The organism is Gordonia spumicola (genome assembly GCF_009932475.1).
In the GTDB taxonomy this organism is placed as follows: Bacteria; Actinomycetota; Actinomycetes; order Mycobacteriales; family Mycobacteriaceae; genus Gordonia; species Gordonia spumicola.
Window position 1 is genome coordinate 979,774 of record NZ_BJOV01000003.1, and the last position, 20,187, is coordinate 999,960.

Below are 20,187 nucleotides of genomic sequence, written 5' to 3' on the forward strand. Positions count from 1 at the left end.
TCGGAGCACACATGGACCGCAGCGAGCAGCCCCGACCGACAGCAGACGACGTTCTCGAGGTGGTCAAGCGCTTCGACGCGCTGATCTCGGCGGGCACCAGCGTCCACGGCCACCTGCGGGCCGCGGCGATCATGGCCGACACCGTCGCCGGGGCCGAACGCGCGGGCCGCATGGCCCGGTTCCGTCCGGACGGCTCGATCGCGCCCACGGGCGACGCCGCCGACACTCCCCGCACCGAACAGGCCGTCGAGGCCGGACGCGTCTGGCTCGAACGCGCCACGCCCGGCCCGCTGGACGCCGTGATCGTCGACCGGCTCGCTTTCGCCGTCGGACTCCTCGACGCGCGCAACGACCCGGCGACCGGACTGTCGCTGCTGATCGACGGCGACAAGACGATGGACGAGCGGGCCGCGGGCCTGTCCCGCCTCAACCTGCAACCGGACACACCCGTCAGGCTCGTCGCCACCGACCTCGGCCGGGCCGCATCGGGAATCTCCGCCGCCGTCCCCACCCGCTACGGCATCTTGCAGGCCAGCCTCGACGTGAGCGGCGGCATCGCCCCGACCGGCCGCGTCGGCCTCGGCGAATGGGTGAGGGCCGATCGGGCGCCGGAGTCGTGGATCGGCGCGGTGATCGCGCACCGTCTGACCTCCAGCGACATGATCACCGTCGACGTGGCCGACATCGGCGCCATGCTCGTGCTCGCGCGTGCATACGATCCCGACCAGCCGCATCCCGACGTCGAGACCCTGCGGCATCTCGACGCCAGGTCGGCCGACGTCCTGCGCGCACTCGTCAACGCCCCGAGCATCCGCAACGCGGCCGTCGAGCTGGCGATGCACCACTCGACCCTGCAGGCCAAACACGACAGCCTCACCCGCGTGCTCGGATACGACCCCAGGACCATTCCCGGACGCCTCCGCTACATGACCGCCGAACTCCTCCGCCGCCTCAGCGACGGTTAGGCGTGACCCTTCGACAGGCCCGACAACTGGCGGGCACACCACACCCGATCAGACCCGTTCGGCGGGACTCCGGACGCCGCTGCACGAGTCACGATGGAGTGCGACCTGATGCGAGAACCGACGAAGGAAGCAGACATGAAGGCAGCGGTGCTGTACGGCCAGGAAGACCTCCGAGTAGAAGAAGCTCCGGAGCCGTCGCCCGGACCGGGCCAGATCAAGATCGCGAACGCGTACGCCGGAATCTGCGGGTCGGACCTGCACTATTACTTCGCCCTCGACAGCATCCCGTTCGACGTCCACACACCGCATCCACTGACCGGTGCGACCCTGCCGCAGATCCTCGGTCACGAGTTCTCGGGCACGGTCGTCGAGGTCGGCGAGGGCGTCACCGACGTCGCCGTCGGCGACCGCGGCGCGGTCCACCCGATGGTCACCGCCTGCGGCCAGTGCCCCGGCTGCAGGCGCGGCGCGCCGATGACCTGCCCGCTCATCGGCGCGCTCGGCGCGACGGCCGTCGGTGGCGGACTGTCGGAGTTCGTCGTCGCCAACGCGTCCCAGTTCCACAAGATCCCCGATTCGGTGAGCCTGCGCAACGCGGCCCTCGTCGAGCCGATGTCTGTCGCCTGGCACGGCGTCGCACGCAGCGGCGTCCCCGTCGGTGGAACCGCACTCATCGCGGGAGCAGGCCCGATCGGCATCGGCGCGTGGTTCGCCCTCCGCGCGCACGGCGTCGACAAGATCCTCGTCTCGGAGCCGAGCGCGGAGCGCCGCGCGATGGTCGAGGCGCTCGGCGCGACGGTCGTCGATCCCGTCGAGCGCGATCTCGCCGCCGCGGTCGCCGACCTCACCGGGGGCGACGGCGTCGACGTGGTGATTGAAGCCGCGGGCGCCGGACCGGCGTTCGAGTCCGGGGTCGCGGCACTCGCACCGACCGGCCGCGTGGTGGTCCTGTCGCTGCACGAGCACCCGACGTCGTTGAATCCGACGCACCTGATGATCGCGCAGAGGGAGATCGTCGGGGCCGTCGGCTACGAGGACGGCGAGTTCGACGCGGTGATCGCCGCGATGGCCGACGAGGTCTACGACACCACCGGCTGGGTCGAGGAGCGCACGCTCGACGACATCGTCGACGCCCTCCATCTCCTTCGCTCCGGCGGAGGCTCGAAGATCCTCCTGCGCATCGGCTGATCCCGACCGGCGCCGGACACCCCCACACCGGCGCCGGGACGGTGGACAAACGATGTAGTGTCCACCACTTGCTTCCGCTAAATAGATCGATCTAGTAATGTGGTCGGCACCACACCCGCATCCCGCCCAAGAGAGGTTCCCGAAATGATCAAGATCGAACGAGTCGCCCACGTGGTGATCAAGGTCCGCGACCTGGAGAAGTCGCTCGACTTCTACACCCGCGTCCTCGGACTCAAGGAGATGGGCCGCATCGACCCGGCCGTCATCTTCCTGTCCACCGGGCGCGACCATCACGAACTCGGCATCGCACAGGTCGGCGGCGAGGCGCCCGGCAGCACCTTCTTCCAGGTCGGCATGGAGCACTTCGCCTTCAAACTGCGCAACGACGACGACCTCCGCGAGGCGTACGACACCCTGGTCGGCGAGGGCGTCGAGATCGCCTACACCGTCAATCACGGCGTCACCAAGAGCGTCTACTTCCTTGACCCCGACGGCAACGAGCTGGAGGTGTACTCGGACAACTCCCCCGAGGAGGTCGCGACGTTCGAGAACCCGTACGGCGGCATAGAGAAGCTCGACTTCGCCACCGACCAGCCGTCGCTCATGGACTCCATCATCAAGGCGCAGCAGGAGATGGCTGCCGCCCAAGCTCCCGCCTGACCGACTCCCGCCGCGGCTGCGACCTTCTCGGGTCGCACCCGCGGCGACGTCTGAACTACCCTGGCCGTCAGGGACACCGGGAGGGGACACAGAGCATGCTCGTCGTCGCGCAGATCAGCGACCTCCACTTCCGACACACCGATCCGGACCAGCTCGCTCGGATCGACGCCGTGATGACCTATCTCAACGATCGCTGCGGCGGGGCGTCGGCCATCGACGCCCTGCTCGTCACCGGCGATCTCACCGACGAGGGCCTGCCCGGGCAGTACGACGAAGCCGCCGAGCACGTCGTCACCGACATCCCCACCCTCACTCTCCTCGGCAACCACGACGACCGCGTCGCCTATCACGGTTCCACCGCCCCCGTGAACACGTCGCTGCTGCTCGACGGCCTGCTTCTGCTCGGCCTCGACTCGTCGATCCCCGGCAGTCCGTCCGGTGAGCTGACCGAGACGACCCTCGCCTGGGCCTCCGAGCAGATCGCGGCCGCGGGCGACGTTCCGGTCGTCGTCGCGTTCCACCACCCGCCGGTCGACGTCGGCATGAGATTCATGGACACCATCCGGCAGCTCGAGCCGTCCGGCTTCGAGACGTTCGTGCGCAGGCACCCGACGATCACCGGCCTCGTCTGCGGGCACATCCATTCACCCGGGGTCACGACCTTCGCAGGCGTGCCGCTCGTCACCGCGCCCGGCGTGTCGTCGACGCTCAACCTCGACTTCGAGGGCGACGACGTCCTCAACGACACCCAGCCGCCCGGCATCGCGTTCCACCTCGTCGACGCAACGGGCCGTCTCACCACGCATTTCCGCAGCGTGGTGGTGTGACCTTTCGACTCGCAAGGTCACTACCCCGGAAACTCCAGCTCGCTGAGGAGGTCGAGGAGAGCGGGATGGTCGGGGGCGTGGCGGAGGGCCTCCTGGACGAGGTCGAGGGCGTCGGCGTCGCGGCCGTCGTCGGCGGCGACCGTCGCCGACAGGTGCAGCACCGGGACGAGCAGCCCGATCCAGTTCGCGGCGCGGGCGCGGGCCGCGACGTCGGCCAGCAGCTCCGACGATCGCTTCGGGTCGGACGAGCGGACGATGTCGGCGCGCGCGAAGTCGAGACGGGCCCGCTCGTAGTCCACCGGGGCCGACGTCGCCAGTTCCTCGTACGCCCGGTCCGCGCGCGAGAGATAGGTGTTGGCCGCGGCCCTGTCGCCCGCGAAGTACGCGGTCAGCGCCGCGGTGCGCAGGCAGTCGGCCGCGTCGAAACCGGCTCCTGCCTCCGTGTAGCCCGCGACGGCGGCGTCGAGGTCGGCGAGCGCCTCGGAGAACTGCTGTTGGTCCGCGAACTCGACGGCCCGCGCGGCGCGCAACTGCGCCTGGACCGCGACCGGGACCTGGTCGCCGTAGGCCTCGATGACCTGTGTGAACGAATCCGCCGAAGCCCCCGACCGGCCCGCGGCCGACTGCGCCCGCGCCAACACCTGAGTGCCGTGCATCTGGGCTCCGACATCACCGCGCTCGGCGGTGGCGTCGATCGCCGGTTGGACGAGTTCGATCACCGCGAGAGGGTCCTCGCCGCGCATCAGCATGATGTGCCCGAGGTCGAAGCGGGCCGAGTCGGCCGACGCGGCCTCTCCCTCCACCGTCCACACCGCCAACGCTCGTTCGGCGTCGTCGCGCGCGGAGTCGACGTCGTCGAGGTCGAGCCGAAGCGCCGATCGCGACGCCAGGACGTCGCCGAGGAGCGAGTAGCGCGCGGCGGTCTCCGCCTCGCCGAGCAGGAGCAGCGCGGCGTTCGGATCGGTGCGCGCCGCGACGGCCGCAGCCAACTGCAGGACACCGACCAACTCGGCACGGTACGACATCGCCTGGTCGGCGTCGGTCGCGAGCTCGACCGCACGACGGGCCGCGACGAGTGCGGCGTCGGCGTCCGGAACCGGGTCGAACCCGTCGACGCCCTCGGCCAACTCGGTGAGGACATCCACGCGCAGGCGGATCAGCGCCGACCGCGCGGCGGCCGCGTCGGCGTCGACAGATCCGCTCGCCGCGAGAGCCTCCGGATCGTCGAGCAGCGGGATCTCCCCCGCGTCGACGCGATCGAGGACCGCGAGACCGTCGTCGACGGCCTCCAGGGCTCGCCGCGGATCGAACGGAGCCAACGCCATGCCGAGCAGTCGGGCGAAGTTGGCGCGGGCACCCGCGCTCCACTCCGGATCGGAGTCGGGCCAATCGAGGAGCACGTCGGGCGACGCGCCGCCGCTGTGCACGTCGAGGAGCGCCGCGAGCAGATCGGACTGCGCCGACCACGCCGGGTACTCGCCTCGCCCGCTGTCGGCCACGGCGCGGAGTTCGGCGACGGCCCGCTGCGGATCGGTGCGCCGCAGGTCCCAGGCGAGCATGTGTCGCGCCCGCATCAGGGTCCGGCCCGACAGTTCGTCGAGGCGGCCGGCGAGCGCGTCGGCGCATCGCTGCGACCGGCTCGGTGACGACGACGCGAACGCCGACAGTCCCGAGACGAGTTCTTCGGCCGTCCGCTCCGAGACCGCCTTCACCCTGGCGTCCGCCTTCACGCCCGACGCGGTGGACGCGCGGACGGCGAGGGTCTCCTCGAGCGACGACGACACCGCCGTCGAACCGTTGCGGACGTCGAAGCGCTGCGCCGTCACTCGGGTGCGGTCGGCGAGTTCGGCCGCGACCTCGGACGCCGCGACCGGGCCCGGCATACCGTCGGCGCCGCGGCGGACGACAGTCGTGTCGCCGTCGGTGTCGGCCGCCGACGCGAGAGTCGCGGCCAATGCCGCGGCGAGCCTCGCCTCGGCGAGCGGATTGGGGCAGAGATCGACGGCGTCGAGATTGCGCAGCGCCATCGGCAACGCCTCAGCGAGGGCGTCGACCCGCAGCAGTGCGACCATCGCGTCGGCGATGTGCCCGTAGAGCCGGACCGGACCGTACGTCTCCTCCAACGATGCCGCGGCACGCAGGACATCGTCGCGACGTCCGGCCCGACCCCACGCCTCGATGAGCGCCCCGTAGGTCTCCGCGGGGTAGAAGCCGCAGCGCTCGGCGGGATCGCCGTCGAGGTCGGGCGTCGACAAGGCCTCGGCCCTGTCGTATGCGCCCGCGGCGGCGTACACGGCCCCGACCGTCGCACGCGTGCCGGGGCCGCACGTTCCCGCGGGCGGACGGAAGTCGACGCAGCCGTCGAGGATGCGCACGGCCTCCTCCGGGTCGCCGCGGTGGACGGCGATGTCGGCGTGCAGCGCCGCCTCGACCGCTGGTGCGTGGAATGCGGTGCCACGGACCCGACGGGACCAGTCGTCGCCGATCCCGCGGATCTGGTCCAGCGACAGTTCGGGAACCCCGGTCAGCGAGTCGAGGAGGTCGACGACCGTCGTCTGGAACTGCTCGGACTGCCAGTCGTCCATCACGAACTCGTCCGACTTCGTGTCCTGGATGCGGTACAGCCAGGCGACGAGGGTGAGCACGTCGGTGGTCCGCCCGGCCCAGAGCGCCGAGTACGCGCCTTCGAGGCGGGTGAGGAATCGGAGGTCGAGGTCGCCCGTCTCGTCGGCTCGCGCGATGAGCGACGGGAACGGGCCGAAGTCCTCGTGCCCGAAGCGCGGGTCCCCGTGCCGTGCCATCCACAGGTCGTCGAGGATCTCCGCGACCGCCGGATCCATCTCGGGGTTCGTCATTCGTCGGTTCCCTTCAGTCGGTCGCGGGTCGCCAGATCGGCGAGCAGGGTGATCGCCGAGTCGAGCTCGGATGCCGCGGCCACCCGCACCGACCGCCGCGCCCTGAGCATCGCCTGGCTGTAGACCACGCGGACCAGCGCGCCGGCGACGACGTCGTCTCCCAACTCGGGCAGTCGTTTGACGAGCGGATTCGTCGCGTTCAGGACGAGGACCGGTCGGGTCGGCGGGGTGTCGCCGTCGTCGATGGACGCCAGCGCAGCCAGCCAGGCATCCGGTTCGCCCGACGCCTCGGACAGCAGTTCCGTGCGGTCCTGCGCGATCCGCGCCGAATCGTCCGTGAGCAGCAGCGCGGAGACGGCGTCCGGTTCGAAGGCGCGCAGGCTCACCTCGCAGTCGAACGGCGACACGGCCCGCCGCGCGAGGTGGACGGCCGCGTCGAACTCGGCGCGGAGCTCGGCGTCCGGCGTCGCCAACGCCGAGAGCAGGAACTGCTGACCGATCGGCTCGCAGCTCATCTGCGGATCGGACGAGACGAGCGCCCGGATCACGGCGGTCTCGAACGCGTGACCGGCGTTGACGAGCCCCACCCCGCGTCCGGCGAGGATGTCCGCGAGGATCCGGTAGTCGTCCACGCTGCCCGCGTACCGGATGGTGTCGAATCGGGCGCGGAAGGTCGCGAGCGGCATCGGTCCGACGTTGGTGTCGAACACACAGTGCTTGTCGACGAAGCCCAGCAGCTCGCGGCGATGCGCGGCCAGCGCCTTCACACCCTGCTCGTGGACGTTGAGGAACCGCTCGCGCACCACCGGTCGCGAACCGAGACCGGTCAGCCAGTCCGACACCTGCTCGCCGAGGGACACGGCGACCGCGTCGAACAGGTCGTCGTGAACGAGACCCTCGCGAGACGCGGTCGGTTTGAGCCCGGTCGCGTCGACGACCAGTCGCACGAAGTACGCCCATTCCGGGACCAGACCGGGCACGTCCCCGACCAGCAGCCCCTTCACGTAGACGCGGTGCGTCGCGCGCGCGACGAGGTCCCCGCCGCTGGGACGGACGAACGCCACACCGCGCAGGCCCGCCTCGGGGACGTCGACGTCGAACATCTCGAGCGGGGTGAATCCGAGTTCGTCCTGGCAGAACGCGACGCGCGCGGCGTCGCGACCGCCCGACGGGTCGCCGAACAGCCCCGGCCGCCCGTTGACCTGCTCCCCGTTGACGCGGACCGGTGTCGGGTGCATCGCCGTGTAGTCGGCGGCCAGTGCGCGGACCCGCTCCGGCGCCAGCCACGGCGCGGCGTCGGGCCGGGCGGCGATGCTGACGGTGGTTCCCGTCCGGTCCCGGTCGCCGGAGCGCACCGACACCTGCCCGGTCGACGATCCCGTCCACACGACGGGCACGGCGTCGTCGGCCCGGGAGGACACCTCGATGCGGTCGCCGACGAGGAAACCGCTGAGCAGGCCGACGCCGAACTGGCCGATCTGCGACGTGGAGCCGAAACCGAACGGGTCGCGTTTGCTGCTGGCGCCGATGGTGCCGAGCAGACCCGAGATCGTCTCCCCCGTCATACCTGTGCCATGGTCGGCGAGCGTGAACGTCGAACCGTCCGTGGTGATCTCGATCGGCTCGTCCGCCCGACCCGCCTGCGACTGCGCGTCGATCGCGTTCTGCAACAGCTCGCGGACGTACACGCCGGGGCCGGTGTAGAGATTGGTGCCGAGCACGTCGATCAACGCGCTCAGATCGACGTCGAACACACTGGCGTCATCCATGCGTCGATCGTACGGGGACGCACGTCTGCCGTCGTCTGCCCGACCGGTCGACGTGGAATGTTCCCCGAATCGGCGGTGAAACGTCCCTCCGACCTGAAATCGCCCCGAATCGGGGAACTCTGCGCATCAACTCCGCTCGACGAGCAGGAGAACACTCGCTCGGCCGCCAACAAGTCGCCCCGCGAACCGGCGGGTTCGCGGGGCGATCGTGGTGAAGCGACTCTTACAGCGCGGAGATGATGTCCTCCACGCGGTCCTTCGCGTCACCGAACAGCATCTGCGTGTTGTCGCGGAAGAACAGCGGGTTCTGGACACCGGCGTAACCGGCGGCCATCGAACGCTTGAACACGATGACGTCCTTGGCGTTCCAGACCTCGAGGACCGGCATGCCTGCGATCGGCGAGCTGGGATCCTCCGACGCCGCCGGGTTGACGGTGTCGTTGGCTCCGATGACGAGCACGACGTCCGTCTCCGGGAAGTCGTCGTTGATCTCGTCCATCTCCAGGACCACGTCGTACGGCACCTTCGCCTCGGCGAGCAGCACGTTCATGTGGCCGGGCAGGCGACCGGCGACGGGGTGGATGCCGAAGCGGACGTCGACGCCCTTGGCACGGAGCTTGGCGGTCAGATCGGCGACCGGGTACTGCGCCTGCGCCACGGCCATGCCGTAGCCCGGCGTGATCACGACGGACGACGCGCCCGACAGCAGCTCCGCTGCCGCCTCTGCCTGGATCTCGCGGTGCTCGCCGTAGTCCTTGTCCTCGGCCGGACCGGCTTCGATGCCGAAGCCGCCCGCGATGACGGAGATGAACGAGCGGTTCATCGCCTTGCACATGATGTACGACAGGTACGCACCCGAGGAGCCGACGAGCGCACCGGTGACGATCAGCAGGTCGTTGCTGAGCAGGAAGCCCGAGGCGGCCGCGGCCCAACCGGAGTACGAGTTGAGCATCGACACGACGACGGGCATGTCGCCGCCGCCGATGGAGGCCACCAGGTGCCAGCCGAGGAACAGCGCCAGCGCGGTGATGACGGCCAGCAGGACGTAGCCGGTGGTGTCGTCCTTGGCGTCACGCGCCACATAGACGCCGGTCAGCACGGCGAATACGACGATCGAGCCGACGTTGATGAAGTTCTTGCCGGGCAGCATCAGCGGAGCCGACTTGATCTTGGCCGACAGCTTGAGGTTGGCGACGATCGAACCGGTGAAGGTCACGGCGCCGATGAAGATGCCGATCGCGACCTCGGCGGCGTGGATGCCGGTGAGGGCGCCCGCATCGTCGGGGTTGACACCGTCGAGGTGAGCACCGGTGATGGCGCCGTTCCAGCCGATGAGGACTGCGGCGAGACCGACGAACGAGTGCAGCAGAGCGATCAGCTCGGGCATGCCTGTCATCTCGACGATCTTGGCGCGCCACAGGCCGATCAGGCCGCCGATGACGACGGCGCCGCCCATCAGGCCGATGGAGATCCACTTGCCGTCCAGATCGGTCATGTTGTCGACGGCGAGGGCGATGGTCGCGATGATCGCGACGGCCATGCCGACCATGCCATAGGTGAGGCCGCTCTTGGCGGACTCGTGCTTGCTCAGTCCGGCCAGCGACAGGATGAACAGGAGCGAGGCGACGATGTACGCCGCAACAGTGATCGAGGTGATGTCCATGAGACGTCAGGCCCCCTTGCTGAACATGGCGAGCATGCGTCGGGTCACTGCGAAGCCGCCGAAGATGTTGATGGAGGCGAGCAGGATCGCGATCGCGGAGAGCACGCGGATCGTGGTGTTGTCGGTGGCGATCTGCAGCAGCGCGCCGACCACCACGACACCGGAGATGGCGTTGGTGACCGACATCAGCGGGGTGTGCAGGGCGTGCGCCACCTTGCCGATGACGTAGTAGCCGATGACGATCGCCAGCATGAGCACGGTGAAGTGCTGCGGGATCGGGTCGGGCGCGACGGCGACGACCAGTCCGTACAGGACGATGCCCGCGAGGACGAGGGCGACCTTCTTGCCTGCCGACATCGGAGCCTTGGGCTCGGCGGCGGGCGCGGGCTCGGCCGCGGCGGCCTTCGGAGCCGCGGACACCTGGACGGGAGGCGGCGGCCACATGCCTTCGCCGTCGCGCGTCACCGTGATGCCGCGCTGGACCACATCGTCCATGTCGAGCGTCAGCTCACCGTCCTTGCCGGGGGTGAGGAGCTTGAGCAGGTTGACGATGTTGGTGCCGTACAGCTGCGACGTCTGCGCGGCCAGACGGCCCGCGAGGTCGGTGTAGCCGAGGATCGTGACGCCGCCCTCGGTGACGACCTTCTCGTCGGTGACGGTGCCCGCGGCGTTGCCGCCGTTGGCAGCAGCCATGTCGACGATCACCGAACCGTGCTTCATCCCGGCGACGGTCTCCGGCGACAGCAGCTTCGGCGCGGGGCGACCCGGGATCAGCGCGGTCGTGATGACGATGTCGGCGGCGCGAGCCTCCTCGTCGTACATCGACGCGGTCGCGGCCTCCTGCTCGGCGGTCATCTCCTTGGCGTAGCCGTCGGACGACTTCTCCGCCTCGAAGTCGACGTGCACGAACTCGGCGCCCATCGACTCGACCTGCTCGGCCACCTCGGGACGCACGTCGAACGCGCGGACCACCGCGCCCATCGCGGATGCGGCGCCGATCGCGGCCAGACCGGCCACACCGGCGCCGACGACGAACACGCGGGCGGGCGGGATCTTGCCCGCGGCGGTCACCTGACCGGTGAACATGCGCCCGAACTCGTGAGCCGCCTCGACGACGGCGCGGTATCCCGCGACGTTCGCCATCGACGACAGCACGTCCATCGACTGCGCGCGCGAGATACGCGGGACCGCGTCCATCGCGAGCGCGGTGATGCCCGCGTTCGTCAGCTTCTCGACGAGCTCCGGGTTGCGCGCCGGCGCCATCATCGAGATCAGCACTGCGCCGCGGCGCATACGTGCGATCTCGTCGTCGGTCGGAGCGTTCACCTTGACGACGACGTCGGACGCCCACACGTCGGCCGCGGAGCCGACGCGCGCGCCCGCCTCCGTGAACGCCGCATCGGGCTGTTCGGAACGGGAACCCGCTCCGGTCTCGACGAGGATCTCGTAGCCGAGTTGCTGCAGCTGCCCGACCGTCTTGGCCGTGGCCGCGACGAGCGTCTCGCCCGACTTGGACTCCTGGGGGATGCCGATCAGCATGTCACTGCCTCTCCCGCATTCATTCTGTAGTTCACCTTGATCTGATCGCCGCACCGACGAGACCGGCTGGCACAAGATAGGGGTCGACCACGGGAGCTCCCGCTCCGGAGAACGGTTCCACAGTGACCGGCAAGTGCTTCGTCGAACTCGCGCGATGCGTGCGGGAAACGTGATGTGACCCGCATGATGGAAAACGTGGGACGAACTTAGCACGGGGTAAGAAACACTCGACCGTGCCTGTAAGTCAGATCACAGCACTGAGGCGAGATGCGTGCTGTGAGAAATTCGCCGGGATTACCGAAGCGACCTCGTGCAGCGGATCACCGAGGGACGAGGACCACTGCGCGGCGTGGGTTCGGGCTCTTTGTGGAAGCCGAAACCCCGCCTGAGAGCAGCATAAGGGGACACGCTCCGAGAAGTCGAAACGAGAGCTACCGCGCCCGCGCGGCCGCGTGACGGCCCGCCCGTCGACCGAAGTACGAGCCCTCCCCCAGCTGGGTACCGCTGGCGTAGCCCTTGCCGTCCTGCGCGAGGTTGGCCGCGCAGGCTCCGGCCGCGTAGAGCCCGGCGATCGGCGAGCCGTCGTCGGCGAGGACCTGACCGTCGACCGACGTCGCCATGCCTCCGATCGTGAAGCCCGCGTAGAGGGCCTTGCCGAGCGTCATGTCGAACGCCGCCCACGGCCCCGTGTCCTGGGGTGCGAGGAACTCGGACGCCTTGTGGAAGTCCGGGTCGTCACCCTTCGCGGCGTGCTCGTTGTACCGGTCGAGGGTGGCCTGCAGGGCGTCGCGGTCGAGGCCGAGGCCGTCGGCCATCTCGGAGACCGTCTCCCATCCGTCGATGAACGGGCACAGCGGGAAGTCGGGGCGCTGCATGTGCGCCTCGTCGACGATCAGATAGGCGGCGTGATCGGTCTGGTCCATCACGAATCCCGAGGTCCGCGAATGGTAGGAGTCCTCGGCGACGAACCGCTTCGCCTCCTTGTTCACCGCGAGCCCGGTCAGCAGTTGCGACGGCGGGTAGACGGGCGCGGTGATGAACGCCTGATCCATGTGCTTGAGCTTCGCGCCCACCGAGACGCCCATCCGGATGCCGAGGCCGTCGTCGTAGGTGCTGCCGAGGGTGAACGGCTTCTCGGCGAGCTGCGGCACGTGCTCGGCGACCATGTCGGGGTTCATGACGAACCCGCCCGCCGCGATGATCACCGACGTCGCCTTGATGAAGCCTTCGACGGCTCCGTCCTTGAAGCGCGCTCCGACCACGGCGCCGTCGTCGTCGACGATGAGCGCTCGACCGCCGACCTCGTAGCGGATCGGGACGCCCAGTTCGCCGAGCCTGTCGACGAGCAGCCCGATGACCATGCCCGCACCGCCGGTGTCGCCCGGGACCGGGACCTTGTGCCCGCGCGGGGCGGGGACCGCCTGGTCCTTGTACGGCCACACCTTCTCGTTGCCGGTGAACATCAGGCCCTGGGTTTGCGGCTGGATGACCGCCTTCTCCGGGTAGAACGACCGCTCGAACTGGAAGCCGAGGCCCTCCAGCCAGTCGAAGTGCTCGACGCTGTCGTCGCAGTAGGCCCGGATCTTGTCCGGCTCGGGGTCGCGGGAGACCGCGGTCAGATATTTCGCCATCTCCTCGGCGCTGTCCGCGTGGCCCGTCGCCCGCTGGACGGCTGTGCCGCCGCCGAGATAGAAGTGCCCGCCGGCCATGCAGCTCGTGCCGCCGGCCGCCGCCGACCGTTCGAGGACGATGACGCTCGCCCCCGCCGCCGCGGCCTCCACCGCCGCGCAGCACCCGCCGATTCCCGCGCCGAGGACGAGCACGTCCACGCTGTCCGTGTACTCGACGACGTCGCTCGCCTTGACTGTCTCCGGAATGTCCACGCCACTCATGGACGACAGCCTAGACGAAGTTCTAGAACATGTTCTAGAACTTCGTTCCAGCAAGGACTGTTGCCACAGTGGAAACGAATCAATATCGTTTCCACCATGGCAACGAATGAGACGGGCGGCTCCCTCGACGACATCGCGAACGCGCGGGCGGCACTGCAACGAACGGTCACCCCGTTGTGGATGACCGCGCTGATCACGGTGTTCGGCGCGGCCGTCTTCGGCTTCTTCACCGGAAGTCCCGCCTCCGGCTACTACGGCCTCGCATCGTTCGTGCTGTTGGCGCTGTTCGTGGGGGGAGTGAACGCCGTCCAACGCGGACGCTCGCGCCCTACACCGACTCCCGCGAAGTCGCCCGCCTGGATCACCGTCGTCGCAACGGGTGCCACGGCAGGCTTCATCGGCGTGTCTCTTCGGGACGACCAGACCCACGCGGGCGAACTGTCGCGTTACGCGACGACGTTCACGATAGGCCTCGCCGCGATGATCGGCGGGGTCGTACTCCACCACATCCTCATGCGAAACGACAGCCGGTGACCGACGCGAGATTCGACGAGCTCATCCACGCACGGCCTCGACTCATGATCTGCGCATCGCTGGCCGAGGTGGCGCATGTCCGGTTCGACCTGCTCGCGAAGGCGCTCGATATGAGCGCGCCGACATTGAGCAAACACCTGAGCAGACTGCAGGAGGTCGGCTACGTTCACACGGTCCCCGACACCAGGGATTCGCGCCGTCAGTGGTTGTCGCTGAGTCCGGCGGGTCGGGCGGCCTACGAAGGACATTTCGCCGCTCTCCGGGAGTTGATGCCGTGATCACCCACCGCACGGTGACCGTCGACGACATCGATATGCGCGTCGTCGACCACGGCGAGGGACAGCCGATCGTGCTGTGCCACGGGTTCCCCGGCCTCGGGTACAGCTGGCGACATCAGATCGGCGCGCTCGCCGACGCCGGCTATCGAGTGATCGCCCCCGACATGCGCGGCTACGGCGGGAGCTCCGCCCCGACCGACTTCCGCGCCTACGATCGCCTGCACACGGTCGCCGACATCGTCGGCCTGCTCGACGCCCTCGACATCGACCGAGCCGTGTTCGGCGGCCACGACTTCGGTGCCCACCTGGTGTGGGACCTGCCCGCACGCGTGCCGGACCGCGTCGTCGCGCTGGCACAGTTCAGCGTTCCGCGCGTCGCCCGGACGCCGGTGCGGCCCAGCGTCGCGTTCGAGTACATGGCGAAGCAGCACTTTCTGCACCTGCACTACTTCCAGCGGCCGGGCGTCGCCGAGGCCGAACTCGACGCCCGACCCCGCGAGTTCCTGGCGAAACTGTTCCACGCTCTCAGCGGCGACGGCCGCTATCTCGACTGCTGGGGTTTCCCGTCGGACGGCAACGGCTACCTCGACGTGCTGCCGCAGCCGCCCGCCCTGCCGTGGTCGTGGCTGCCGGAAGCGGAGTTCGACGTCTACGTCGACGAGTTCACGCGCACCGGTTTCACCGGCGGGCTCAACTGGTACCGCGCCGAGGACCTGGTGTGGGAGCAGAACGCGGAGTTCCACAACGTCCCGATCACGGTGCCGACCACGTTCATCGTCGGCGCGCAGGACCCCGTGCTGTCGATGATGGGCGACGACCCACTCGGACAGACCGCGGACCGCGTCCCTGGACTGCGGTCGACTCATGTGATCCCCGGCGCGGGGCACTTCGTTCAGATGGAGGCCGCCGACCAGGTCAATCGGATACTCGTCGACTTCCTCGACGGTCTCGCGCTCAGCGCCACACCCAGAACGTGACGATGCGCCGCGGACCGTCGAAGCCGTATCCGAGGTACACACCGTTGCCGAGCCTGCGGATCTCGTCGTGCAGGCCGCCGAGGCCGCTGCGCGCGTAGTCGATGCGGATCACGCGCCTCCCGTCGATCGCCGAACGCCCGTAGTAGACGTTCGCCGGAAGCGCCTCGCCGCCGAACACCCGGTTGGTGAGCCATCCGCGGTAGAAGTGCTTACCCGCCCATACGCTGCCGATGGCGGACGACGCTCCGGTGTTCGGCCCGCCCATCGGCCGTGCCTGACCGCGATAGACGCCCATCGGGATCGGGCCCGCGTCGGTCGTCCGGAACAGCCGGTCGATGGACGCCTGACTGCAGGTGGTCCGCAGTGCGGACACGCTTCCGCTGCACCCCGGCGCGGCCGCGGCCGTTCCCGGAATCACGACCAGCACCGCCGCGCATCCGGCGACGAGAATCGGCAGGAGTCTCCGAACGGTCATCATGAGCCCTCCAGGCTTCGGCGTACCCGTTCAGTCTGCGCTCCCGTCGCCGATAGGGCCAGACTGTGATCCACCGCCGACCCGCGTATCGAACTGACATACGTAACTATTGTGATCTTAGACATATCAGGGTAGAGTGGATAGCGAAAGAAACAGACACCCGGCAGAGGAGGTGAACACCATGGCGAACATCGAACTCCCCGACAACCCTCTGGACCTCGTGCGGCTACAGGACGAGGTCGCACAGAAGCTCGCGACGGTGTCCCTGTCCGGGCTGTCCGACCGGGAACTGCTCGCCGCCACCGAGGTCAACGAGCGGTCCAATCGTCGTGGAGTCGGCGTGGATGCCCGCCTGTTCGCCGAGGTCTCTCAGCGGGGTGCGTACCGCCTGGCCGGGTCGCAGATGCCCGGCAAGTACCTCGAAGGTCAACTCCGGCTGTCGGCGCGGGCCCGCAAACAGCGCACCGACGCCGCATTGAGCCTGAGCTCGCTGGTCGCCTTCTCCGGCGAACCACTCGACCCCACACTCCCGGCCACCGCGGTCGCCGTCGCCGACGGCGACCTATCCCTCGACCATGTTGCGGAAATCGTCGACGTGATCGACGCGATCCCGGCTGCTATTCCTGCCGACGTGAAGGCCCGCGCCGAAGCCGAATTGGCCGGGGTGGCGCGGACGCTGACCCCCGAACAGACCCGCACCGCGGGCAAACGGATTCTCGCTCACCTCGACCCCGACGGGCAGTTGACCGACGACACCGACCGAGCCCGGAGTCGCGGTGTGACCCTCGCTCCGCAGGATCGGCGACTCATGTCGGCGATCAGCGCCAAACTGACCCCGGCGGCCCGCGCCAAACTTGAGGCACTGCTCGTATTGTGGGCGGCGCCGGGGATGAACAGTCCCGACGACGAGCAGTCGCCGTCCGGATCATCGGCCAATGTCGACCCCGACGCCCTCGCCGCGGCGGCCGAACGCGACACCCGGTCCCAGTCCCAGCGCAATCACGATGCACTGGAGGCGATGTGGACGTTCCTGATCGCCAATGGCGGTCTGGGCGAGGGTGCCTCCCTGTCGTCGCAGCTGGTGGTGACCGCGTCGCTGGATGATCTCGAATCCCGCTCGGGTGTCGCGACCACCGCGACCGGGACTCGTCTGCCGGTCAAGGACCTCGTCGAGATCGCCGGCGACGCGACCCCGTGGCTGGAAGTGTTCGCCACCGCCTCAGCACAGATCCTGTACCTCGGGCGCGGCAAACGCCTGGCGTCCCGGGCTCAGCGGCTGGCGTTGTTCGGCCGCGATCGCGGCTGCACCGCGCCCGGATGCACCGTCCCGTGGTCGCGGACCCAGGCCCATCACATGCCGGACTGGCAAGACGGCGGTCCGACCGATGTGGATCATCTCGGTGGGGCGTGCGGCGGCCACAACAGGTCGGTCTCGACCACACCCGGCGGATGGGAGACCACCATCCTGCAGACCGGGCCCTTCACAGGCCGGGTCGGATGGCGGCCCACCGGCTCGAACGAGCCGTGGAAGGTCAACCACGCGTTGCAGCCGGAGAAGATCCTCCCCACGTACGGCGATCGGGTCACCGAGTCCGGATCGGCCGTCGAAAAGTGGCTGTCCTGCCGGATTCCGGCCCCGCCACCGGGTCCGCCCGTCCCGCCGGGGACGGACGTGGTGCGGCACCCCGCCTGAGACAGGTCAGGCGGGGACACCGTCATGCACTCACACCGAACCGAGACGACCGTCTCACCGAGGGCTCGGCGCACTCATCGCCCGATCGTACGACAGATCCCGGCGAACTCCGGAAACCACCGCGGGAGCGAGGCGATGCCGCGCTATTTCGCGGTATCGATTCGCTCCCGCGGTGGTCTTCCCCGGATCAGGTCCGGCGCGAGCGGAAGCCCCGGAGTCGGAGGCTGTTCGCAACCACGAACACCGAGGAGAGGGCCATCGCGAGACCGGCCATCATCGGGTTCAGCAGCGCCGCGGCCGCGAGCGGCAACGCCGCGATGTTGTAGGCGAAAGCCCAGAACAGGTTGCCCTTGATCGTGGCGAGCGTCTTGCGCGACAACGCGATCGCGTCGACGACCGCCCACAGATCACCGCTGACCAGTGTGAGGTCACCCGCCTCGATGGCTACGTCGGTGCCGGTGCCCATCGCGAGGCCGAGATCGGCCGACGCGAGGGCCGCGGCGTCGTTCACACCGTCGCCGACCATCGCGACCACGCGGCCGTCGGCCTGCAGGGCGGCGATCGCGTCCACTTTGCCCTCCGGCCGGACGTCGGCGATCACGTCGTCGATCCCCACCTGCGCGGCGACGTGACGGGCGGCGCCCGCGTTGTCGCCGGTCAGCAGCACCGGTCGCAATCCCATCCGCTTGAGTTCGGCGATCGCCGCGGCCGACGTCGGCTTCACCGTGTCGGCGACGACGATCACCCCGGCCACCGCGTCGAGGTAGCAGACGACGACGGGCGTCGCTCCACGCGCTGCGGCCTCGTCGACGACGGACTGCAAGCGTGCGTCGAGTTCGCCGAGCGCGTCACTCGGACGCGTCACCGACACGCGAATCCCGTCGATGTATCCCGCGACTCCGGCGCCCGCGAGGTTGGTGAACCTTTCGACCCTTCGACTCCGCTCAGGACGACGCTCGTCCGCTCGCTCAAGGAACGGGAGAGTTACGCCGTCGCCGGAGAACGGGAGAGACACGTCCGCGCCGGAAAGCGCTGAGTGGGCGACGATGGCCCGGCCGATCGGATGTTCCGATCCCGATTCGACGGCGGCTGCGCGCGCCAGCAGATCGTCGACGTCCACTCCGTCGGCCGCGACCACGTCCGTCACGGCCATCTCGCCGGTGGTGACGGTGCCCGTCTTGTCGAGGGCGACGGTGTCGACTCGGCGCGTCGACTCGAGCACCTCGGGCCCCTTGAGCAGGATGCCGAGCTGTGCGCCACGACCGGTTCCGACCATGAGCGCGGTCGGCGTCGCGAGGCCGAGCGCACACGGGCAGGCGATGACCAGCACCGACACCGCCGCCGTGAACGCGAGCGCAGGTCCGCCGCCGACCCCGAGCCAGAAGCCGAGCACGCCGACGGCGATCGCGATGACCGTCGGCACGAAGTACGCGGAGATCCGATCCGCGAGCCGCTGAACCTGCGCCTTTCCGGCCTGCGCGTCGGCGACCATCTTCGCCATGTGCGCGAGGGCCGTGTCGGATCCGACGGCCGACGCCTCCACTTCGAGTCGCCCGTGCGCGTTGACCGTGCCGCCGACCACCCGATCGCCCTCGGCGACCTCGACCGGAACGGACTCTCCGGTCAACATCGACTGGTCCACGGCGGATGCTCCCGCGACGACGAGTCCGTCCGTCGCGACCTTCTCCCCCGGCCGGACGACAAAACGTTCCCCGACCGCAAGGTCGGCGATCGGCACCGTGACCTCGTGCCCGTCGCGGACGACGGTCACATCCTTGGCGCCGACTTCGGCGAGCGCGCGCAACGCGTCCCCGGCACGGAGTTTGGACCGCTTCTCGAAGTAGCGGCCCGCCAGCAGGAACGTCGTGACGCCCGCCGCGGCTTCGAGGTAGATGTTGGACGACCCGTCACCGCGCGACGCGATCAGGTCGAACCCGTGCGTCATGCCGGGCGTCCCCGCGTCGCCCCAGAACAGGGCGTACACCGACCAGCCGAACGCGGCGATCGTGCCGACCGAGATCAGCGTGTCCATCGTGGTGGTGCCGTGGCGCAGGCCGGCGAACGCCGCCCGGTGGAACGGCAACGCACCCCACACGACGACCGGCGCGGCCAAGGTCAACGACAGCCACTGCCAGTTGGTGAACTGCCACGCCGGGACCATCGCGAGCGCGATCACCGGCACCGTGAGGAGTGCACTGACGATCAGTCGCTGGCGCAGGGCGGCCACCTCGACTTCCGCGCGCGACGGCGCCGCGTCGGCCGTGGTGTCGGCGACGACCGGCGTGACCGGCATCGCGTCGTAACCCGCGGCGCGCACGGCGTCGATCAGTTGGCCCGTCGAGACCGACTCGTCATGTTCGACATGCGCCTGCTCGGTCGCGTAGTTGACGGTGGCCGTGACCCCGTCGAGTTTGTTGAGCTTCCGTTCGATGCGGTTGGCGCAGGATGCGCACGTCATCCCGACCAGTTCCAGATCGATTTCCCGATCGGCGGTGAGCTGCGTGTTCATCAGTGACTCCCGTCGTGCATCTGTGTGGTGTGGCCGTCGGTCGGCTCGTCGGACCAGGGCCCGACGGCCGTTCCGACTCCGAATGCGATCCCGAACACCGTCGCGAGCCCGGCGACGAATGCGGCGATCCGCACGCCGGGTCGCGACAGGGCGGTCATCGGACCGAGTAGCCGGCTTCGGCGACTGCTGCGCCGACGGCGGCCGGGTCGAGCGGGGCGTCGCTGGTGATGTCGACTCGGCCACTGGGCACGTCGACGTCGACCTTCCGGACACCCGCGATCTCACTGATCTCCTCGCGCACCGACGTCGCGCAGTGTCCGCAGGTCATGCCGTCGACGGTGATGGTTGCGATCTCGCTCATGA

Annotated in this window: 17 protein-coding genes; 8 read left to right on the plus strand and 9 right to left on the minus strand. The window is 69.3% G+C overall.

Features of this window, described 5'->3' with window-relative positions:
• Positions 1-11 precede the first annotated feature (11 nt).
• From GYB83_RS10675 to GYB83_RS10690, 4 genes are all read left to right on the plus strand, one after another.
• The gene (locus GYB83_RS10675; protein WP_161895460.1) at positions 12-965 is read left to right on the plus strand and encodes a hypothetical protein; all 954 of its coding nucleotides are present in this window, start codon (positions 12-14) and stop codon (positions 963-965) included.
• 108 nt (positions 966-1,073) lie between these two features.
• Positions 1,074-2,153 (plus strand): 2,3-butanediol dehydrogenase, encoded by a 1,080-nt coding sequence (locus GYB83_RS10680; protein ID WP_228461382.1) that lies wholly within the window; start codon positions 1,074-1,076, stop codon positions 2,151-2,153.
• Positions 2,154-2,297: 144 nt separating this feature from the next.
• Positions 2,298-2,813 carry a VOC family protein gene (locus GYB83_RS10685; protein ID WP_161895461.1) on the plus strand — a complete coding sequence of 172 codons (516 nt, stop codon included), beginning with the start codon at positions 2,298-2,300 and terminating at the stop codon, positions 2,811-2,813.
• A 95-nt stretch (positions 2,814-2,908) separates the two neighbouring features.
• Positions 2,909-3,640: a metallophosphoesterase gene (locus tag GYB83_RS10690; RefSeq protein WP_161895462.1), complete on the plus strand. Its 732-nt coding sequence runs from the start codon at positions 2,909-2,911 to the stop codon at positions 3,638-3,640.
• Between the two features lie 20 nt (positions 3,641-3,660).
• Here the strand turns inward: GYB83_RS10690 and GYB83_RS10695 are convergent, their stop codons facing one another.
• From GYB83_RS10695 to GYB83_RS10715, 5 genes are all read right to left on the minus strand, one after another.
• Positions 3,661-6,495 (minus strand): hypothetical protein, encoded by a 2,835-nt coding sequence (locus tag GYB83_RS10695; RefSeq protein WP_161895463.1) that lies wholly within the window; start codon positions 6,493-6,495, stop codon positions 3,661-3,663.
• On the minus strand, positions 6,492-8,264 hold the full coding sequence (locus GYB83_RS10700; protein ID WP_161895464.1) for an HSP90 family protein: 1,773 nt from the start codon (positions 8,262-8,264) through the stop codon (positions 6,492-6,494). Before GYB83_RS10700 ends, GYB83_RS10695 begins: the two co-directional genes overlap by 4 nt.
• A 223-nt stretch (positions 8,265-8,487) precedes the next feature.
• Positions 8,488-9,927, minus strand: a complete 1,440-nt coding sequence (gene pntB, locus GYB83_RS10705) for a Re/Si-specific NAD(P)(+) transhydrogenase subunit beta (protein WP_161895465.1) — start codon at positions 9,925-9,927, stop codon at positions 8,488-8,490.
• Positions 9,928-9,933: 6 nt separating this feature from the next.
• Positions 9,934-11,466 carry a Re/Si-specific NAD(P)(+) transhydrogenase subunit alpha gene (locus GYB83_RS10710; RefSeq protein ID WP_161895466.1) on the minus strand — a complete coding sequence of 511 codons (1,533 nt, stop codon included), beginning with the start codon at positions 11,464-11,466 and terminating at the stop codon, positions 9,934-9,936.
• A 431-nt stretch (positions 11,467-11,897) separates the two neighbouring features.
• Positions 11,898-13,358, minus strand: a complete 1,461-nt coding sequence (locus tag GYB83_RS10715) for an FAD-binding protein (protein ID WP_161895467.1) — start codon at positions 13,356-13,358, stop codon at positions 11,898-11,900.
• A 96-nt stretch (positions 13,359-13,454) separates the two neighbouring features.
• On the opposite strand from GYB83_RS10715, the gene GYB83_RS10720 reads away from it, so the two are divergent.
• Genes GYB83_RS10720 through GYB83_RS10730 form a run of 3 tightly spaced genes read left to right on the plus strand, consistent with a single transcriptional unit; the run spans position 13,455 to position 15,147 of the window.
• On the plus strand, positions 13,455-13,892 hold the full coding sequence (locus GYB83_RS10720; protein ID WP_161895468.1) for a hypothetical protein: 438 nt from the start codon (positions 13,455-13,457) through the stop codon (positions 13,890-13,892).
• Positions 13,889-14,170, plus strand: coding sequence for a transcriptional regulator (locus tag GYB83_RS10725; protein ID WP_228461384.1), 282 nt, complete (start codon positions 13,889-13,891; stop codon positions 14,168-14,170). Before GYB83_RS10720 ends, GYB83_RS10725 begins: the two co-directional genes overlap by 4 nt.
• Positions 14,171-14,205: 35 nt before the next feature.
• Positions 14,206-15,147 (plus strand): alpha/beta fold hydrolase, encoded by a 942-nt coding sequence (locus tag GYB83_RS10730; protein ID WP_161895601.1) that lies wholly within the window; start codon positions 14,206-14,208, stop codon positions 15,145-15,147.
• On the opposite strand, the gene GYB83_RS10735 is transcribed toward GYB83_RS10730, so the two are convergent.
• Positions 15,125-15,625 carry a hypothetical protein gene (locus GYB83_RS10735; protein WP_161895469.1) on the minus strand — a complete coding sequence of 167 codons (501 nt, stop codon included), beginning with the start codon at positions 15,623-15,625 and terminating at the stop codon, positions 15,125-15,127. The two genes, GYB83_RS10730 and GYB83_RS10735, sit on opposite strands and share 23 nt — an antisense overlap.
• A gap of 178 nt (positions 15,626-15,803) precedes the next feature.
• Between GYB83_RS10735 and GYB83_RS10740 the strand changes: the two genes are divergently transcribed.
• Positions 15,804-17,315, plus strand: coding sequence for an HNH endonuclease signature motif containing protein (locus tag GYB83_RS10740; RefSeq protein ID WP_161895470.1), 1,512 nt, complete (start codon positions 15,804-15,806; stop codon positions 17,313-17,315).
• Between the two features lie 187 nt (positions 17,316-17,502).
• On the opposite strand, the gene GYB83_RS10745 is transcribed toward GYB83_RS10740, so the two are convergent.
• Genes GYB83_RS10745 through GYB83_RS10750 form a run of 3 tightly spaced genes read right to left on the minus strand, consistent with a single transcriptional unit; the run spans position 17,503 to position 20,185 of the window.
• Entirely contained in the window at positions 17,503-19,824 is a 2,322-nt protein-coding gene (locus GYB83_RS10745; RefSeq protein ID WP_161895471.1) for a heavy metal translocating P-type ATPase, read from the minus strand.
• The gene (locus GYB83_RS23395; protein ID WP_186349759.1) at positions 19,824-19,982 is read right to left on the minus strand and encodes a hypothetical protein; all 159 of its coding nucleotides are present in this window, start codon (positions 19,980-19,982) and stop codon (positions 19,824-19,826) included. Before GYB83_RS23395 ends, GYB83_RS10745 begins: the two co-directional genes overlap by 1 nt.
• On the minus strand, positions 19,979-20,185 hold the full coding sequence (locus GYB83_RS10750) for a heavy-metal-associated domain-containing protein (protein WP_161895472.1): 207 nt from the start codon (positions 20,183-20,185) through the stop codon (positions 19,979-19,981). Before GYB83_RS10750 ends, GYB83_RS23395 begins: the two co-directional genes overlap by 4 nt.
• Positions 20,186-20,187: the final 2 nt, after the last annotated feature.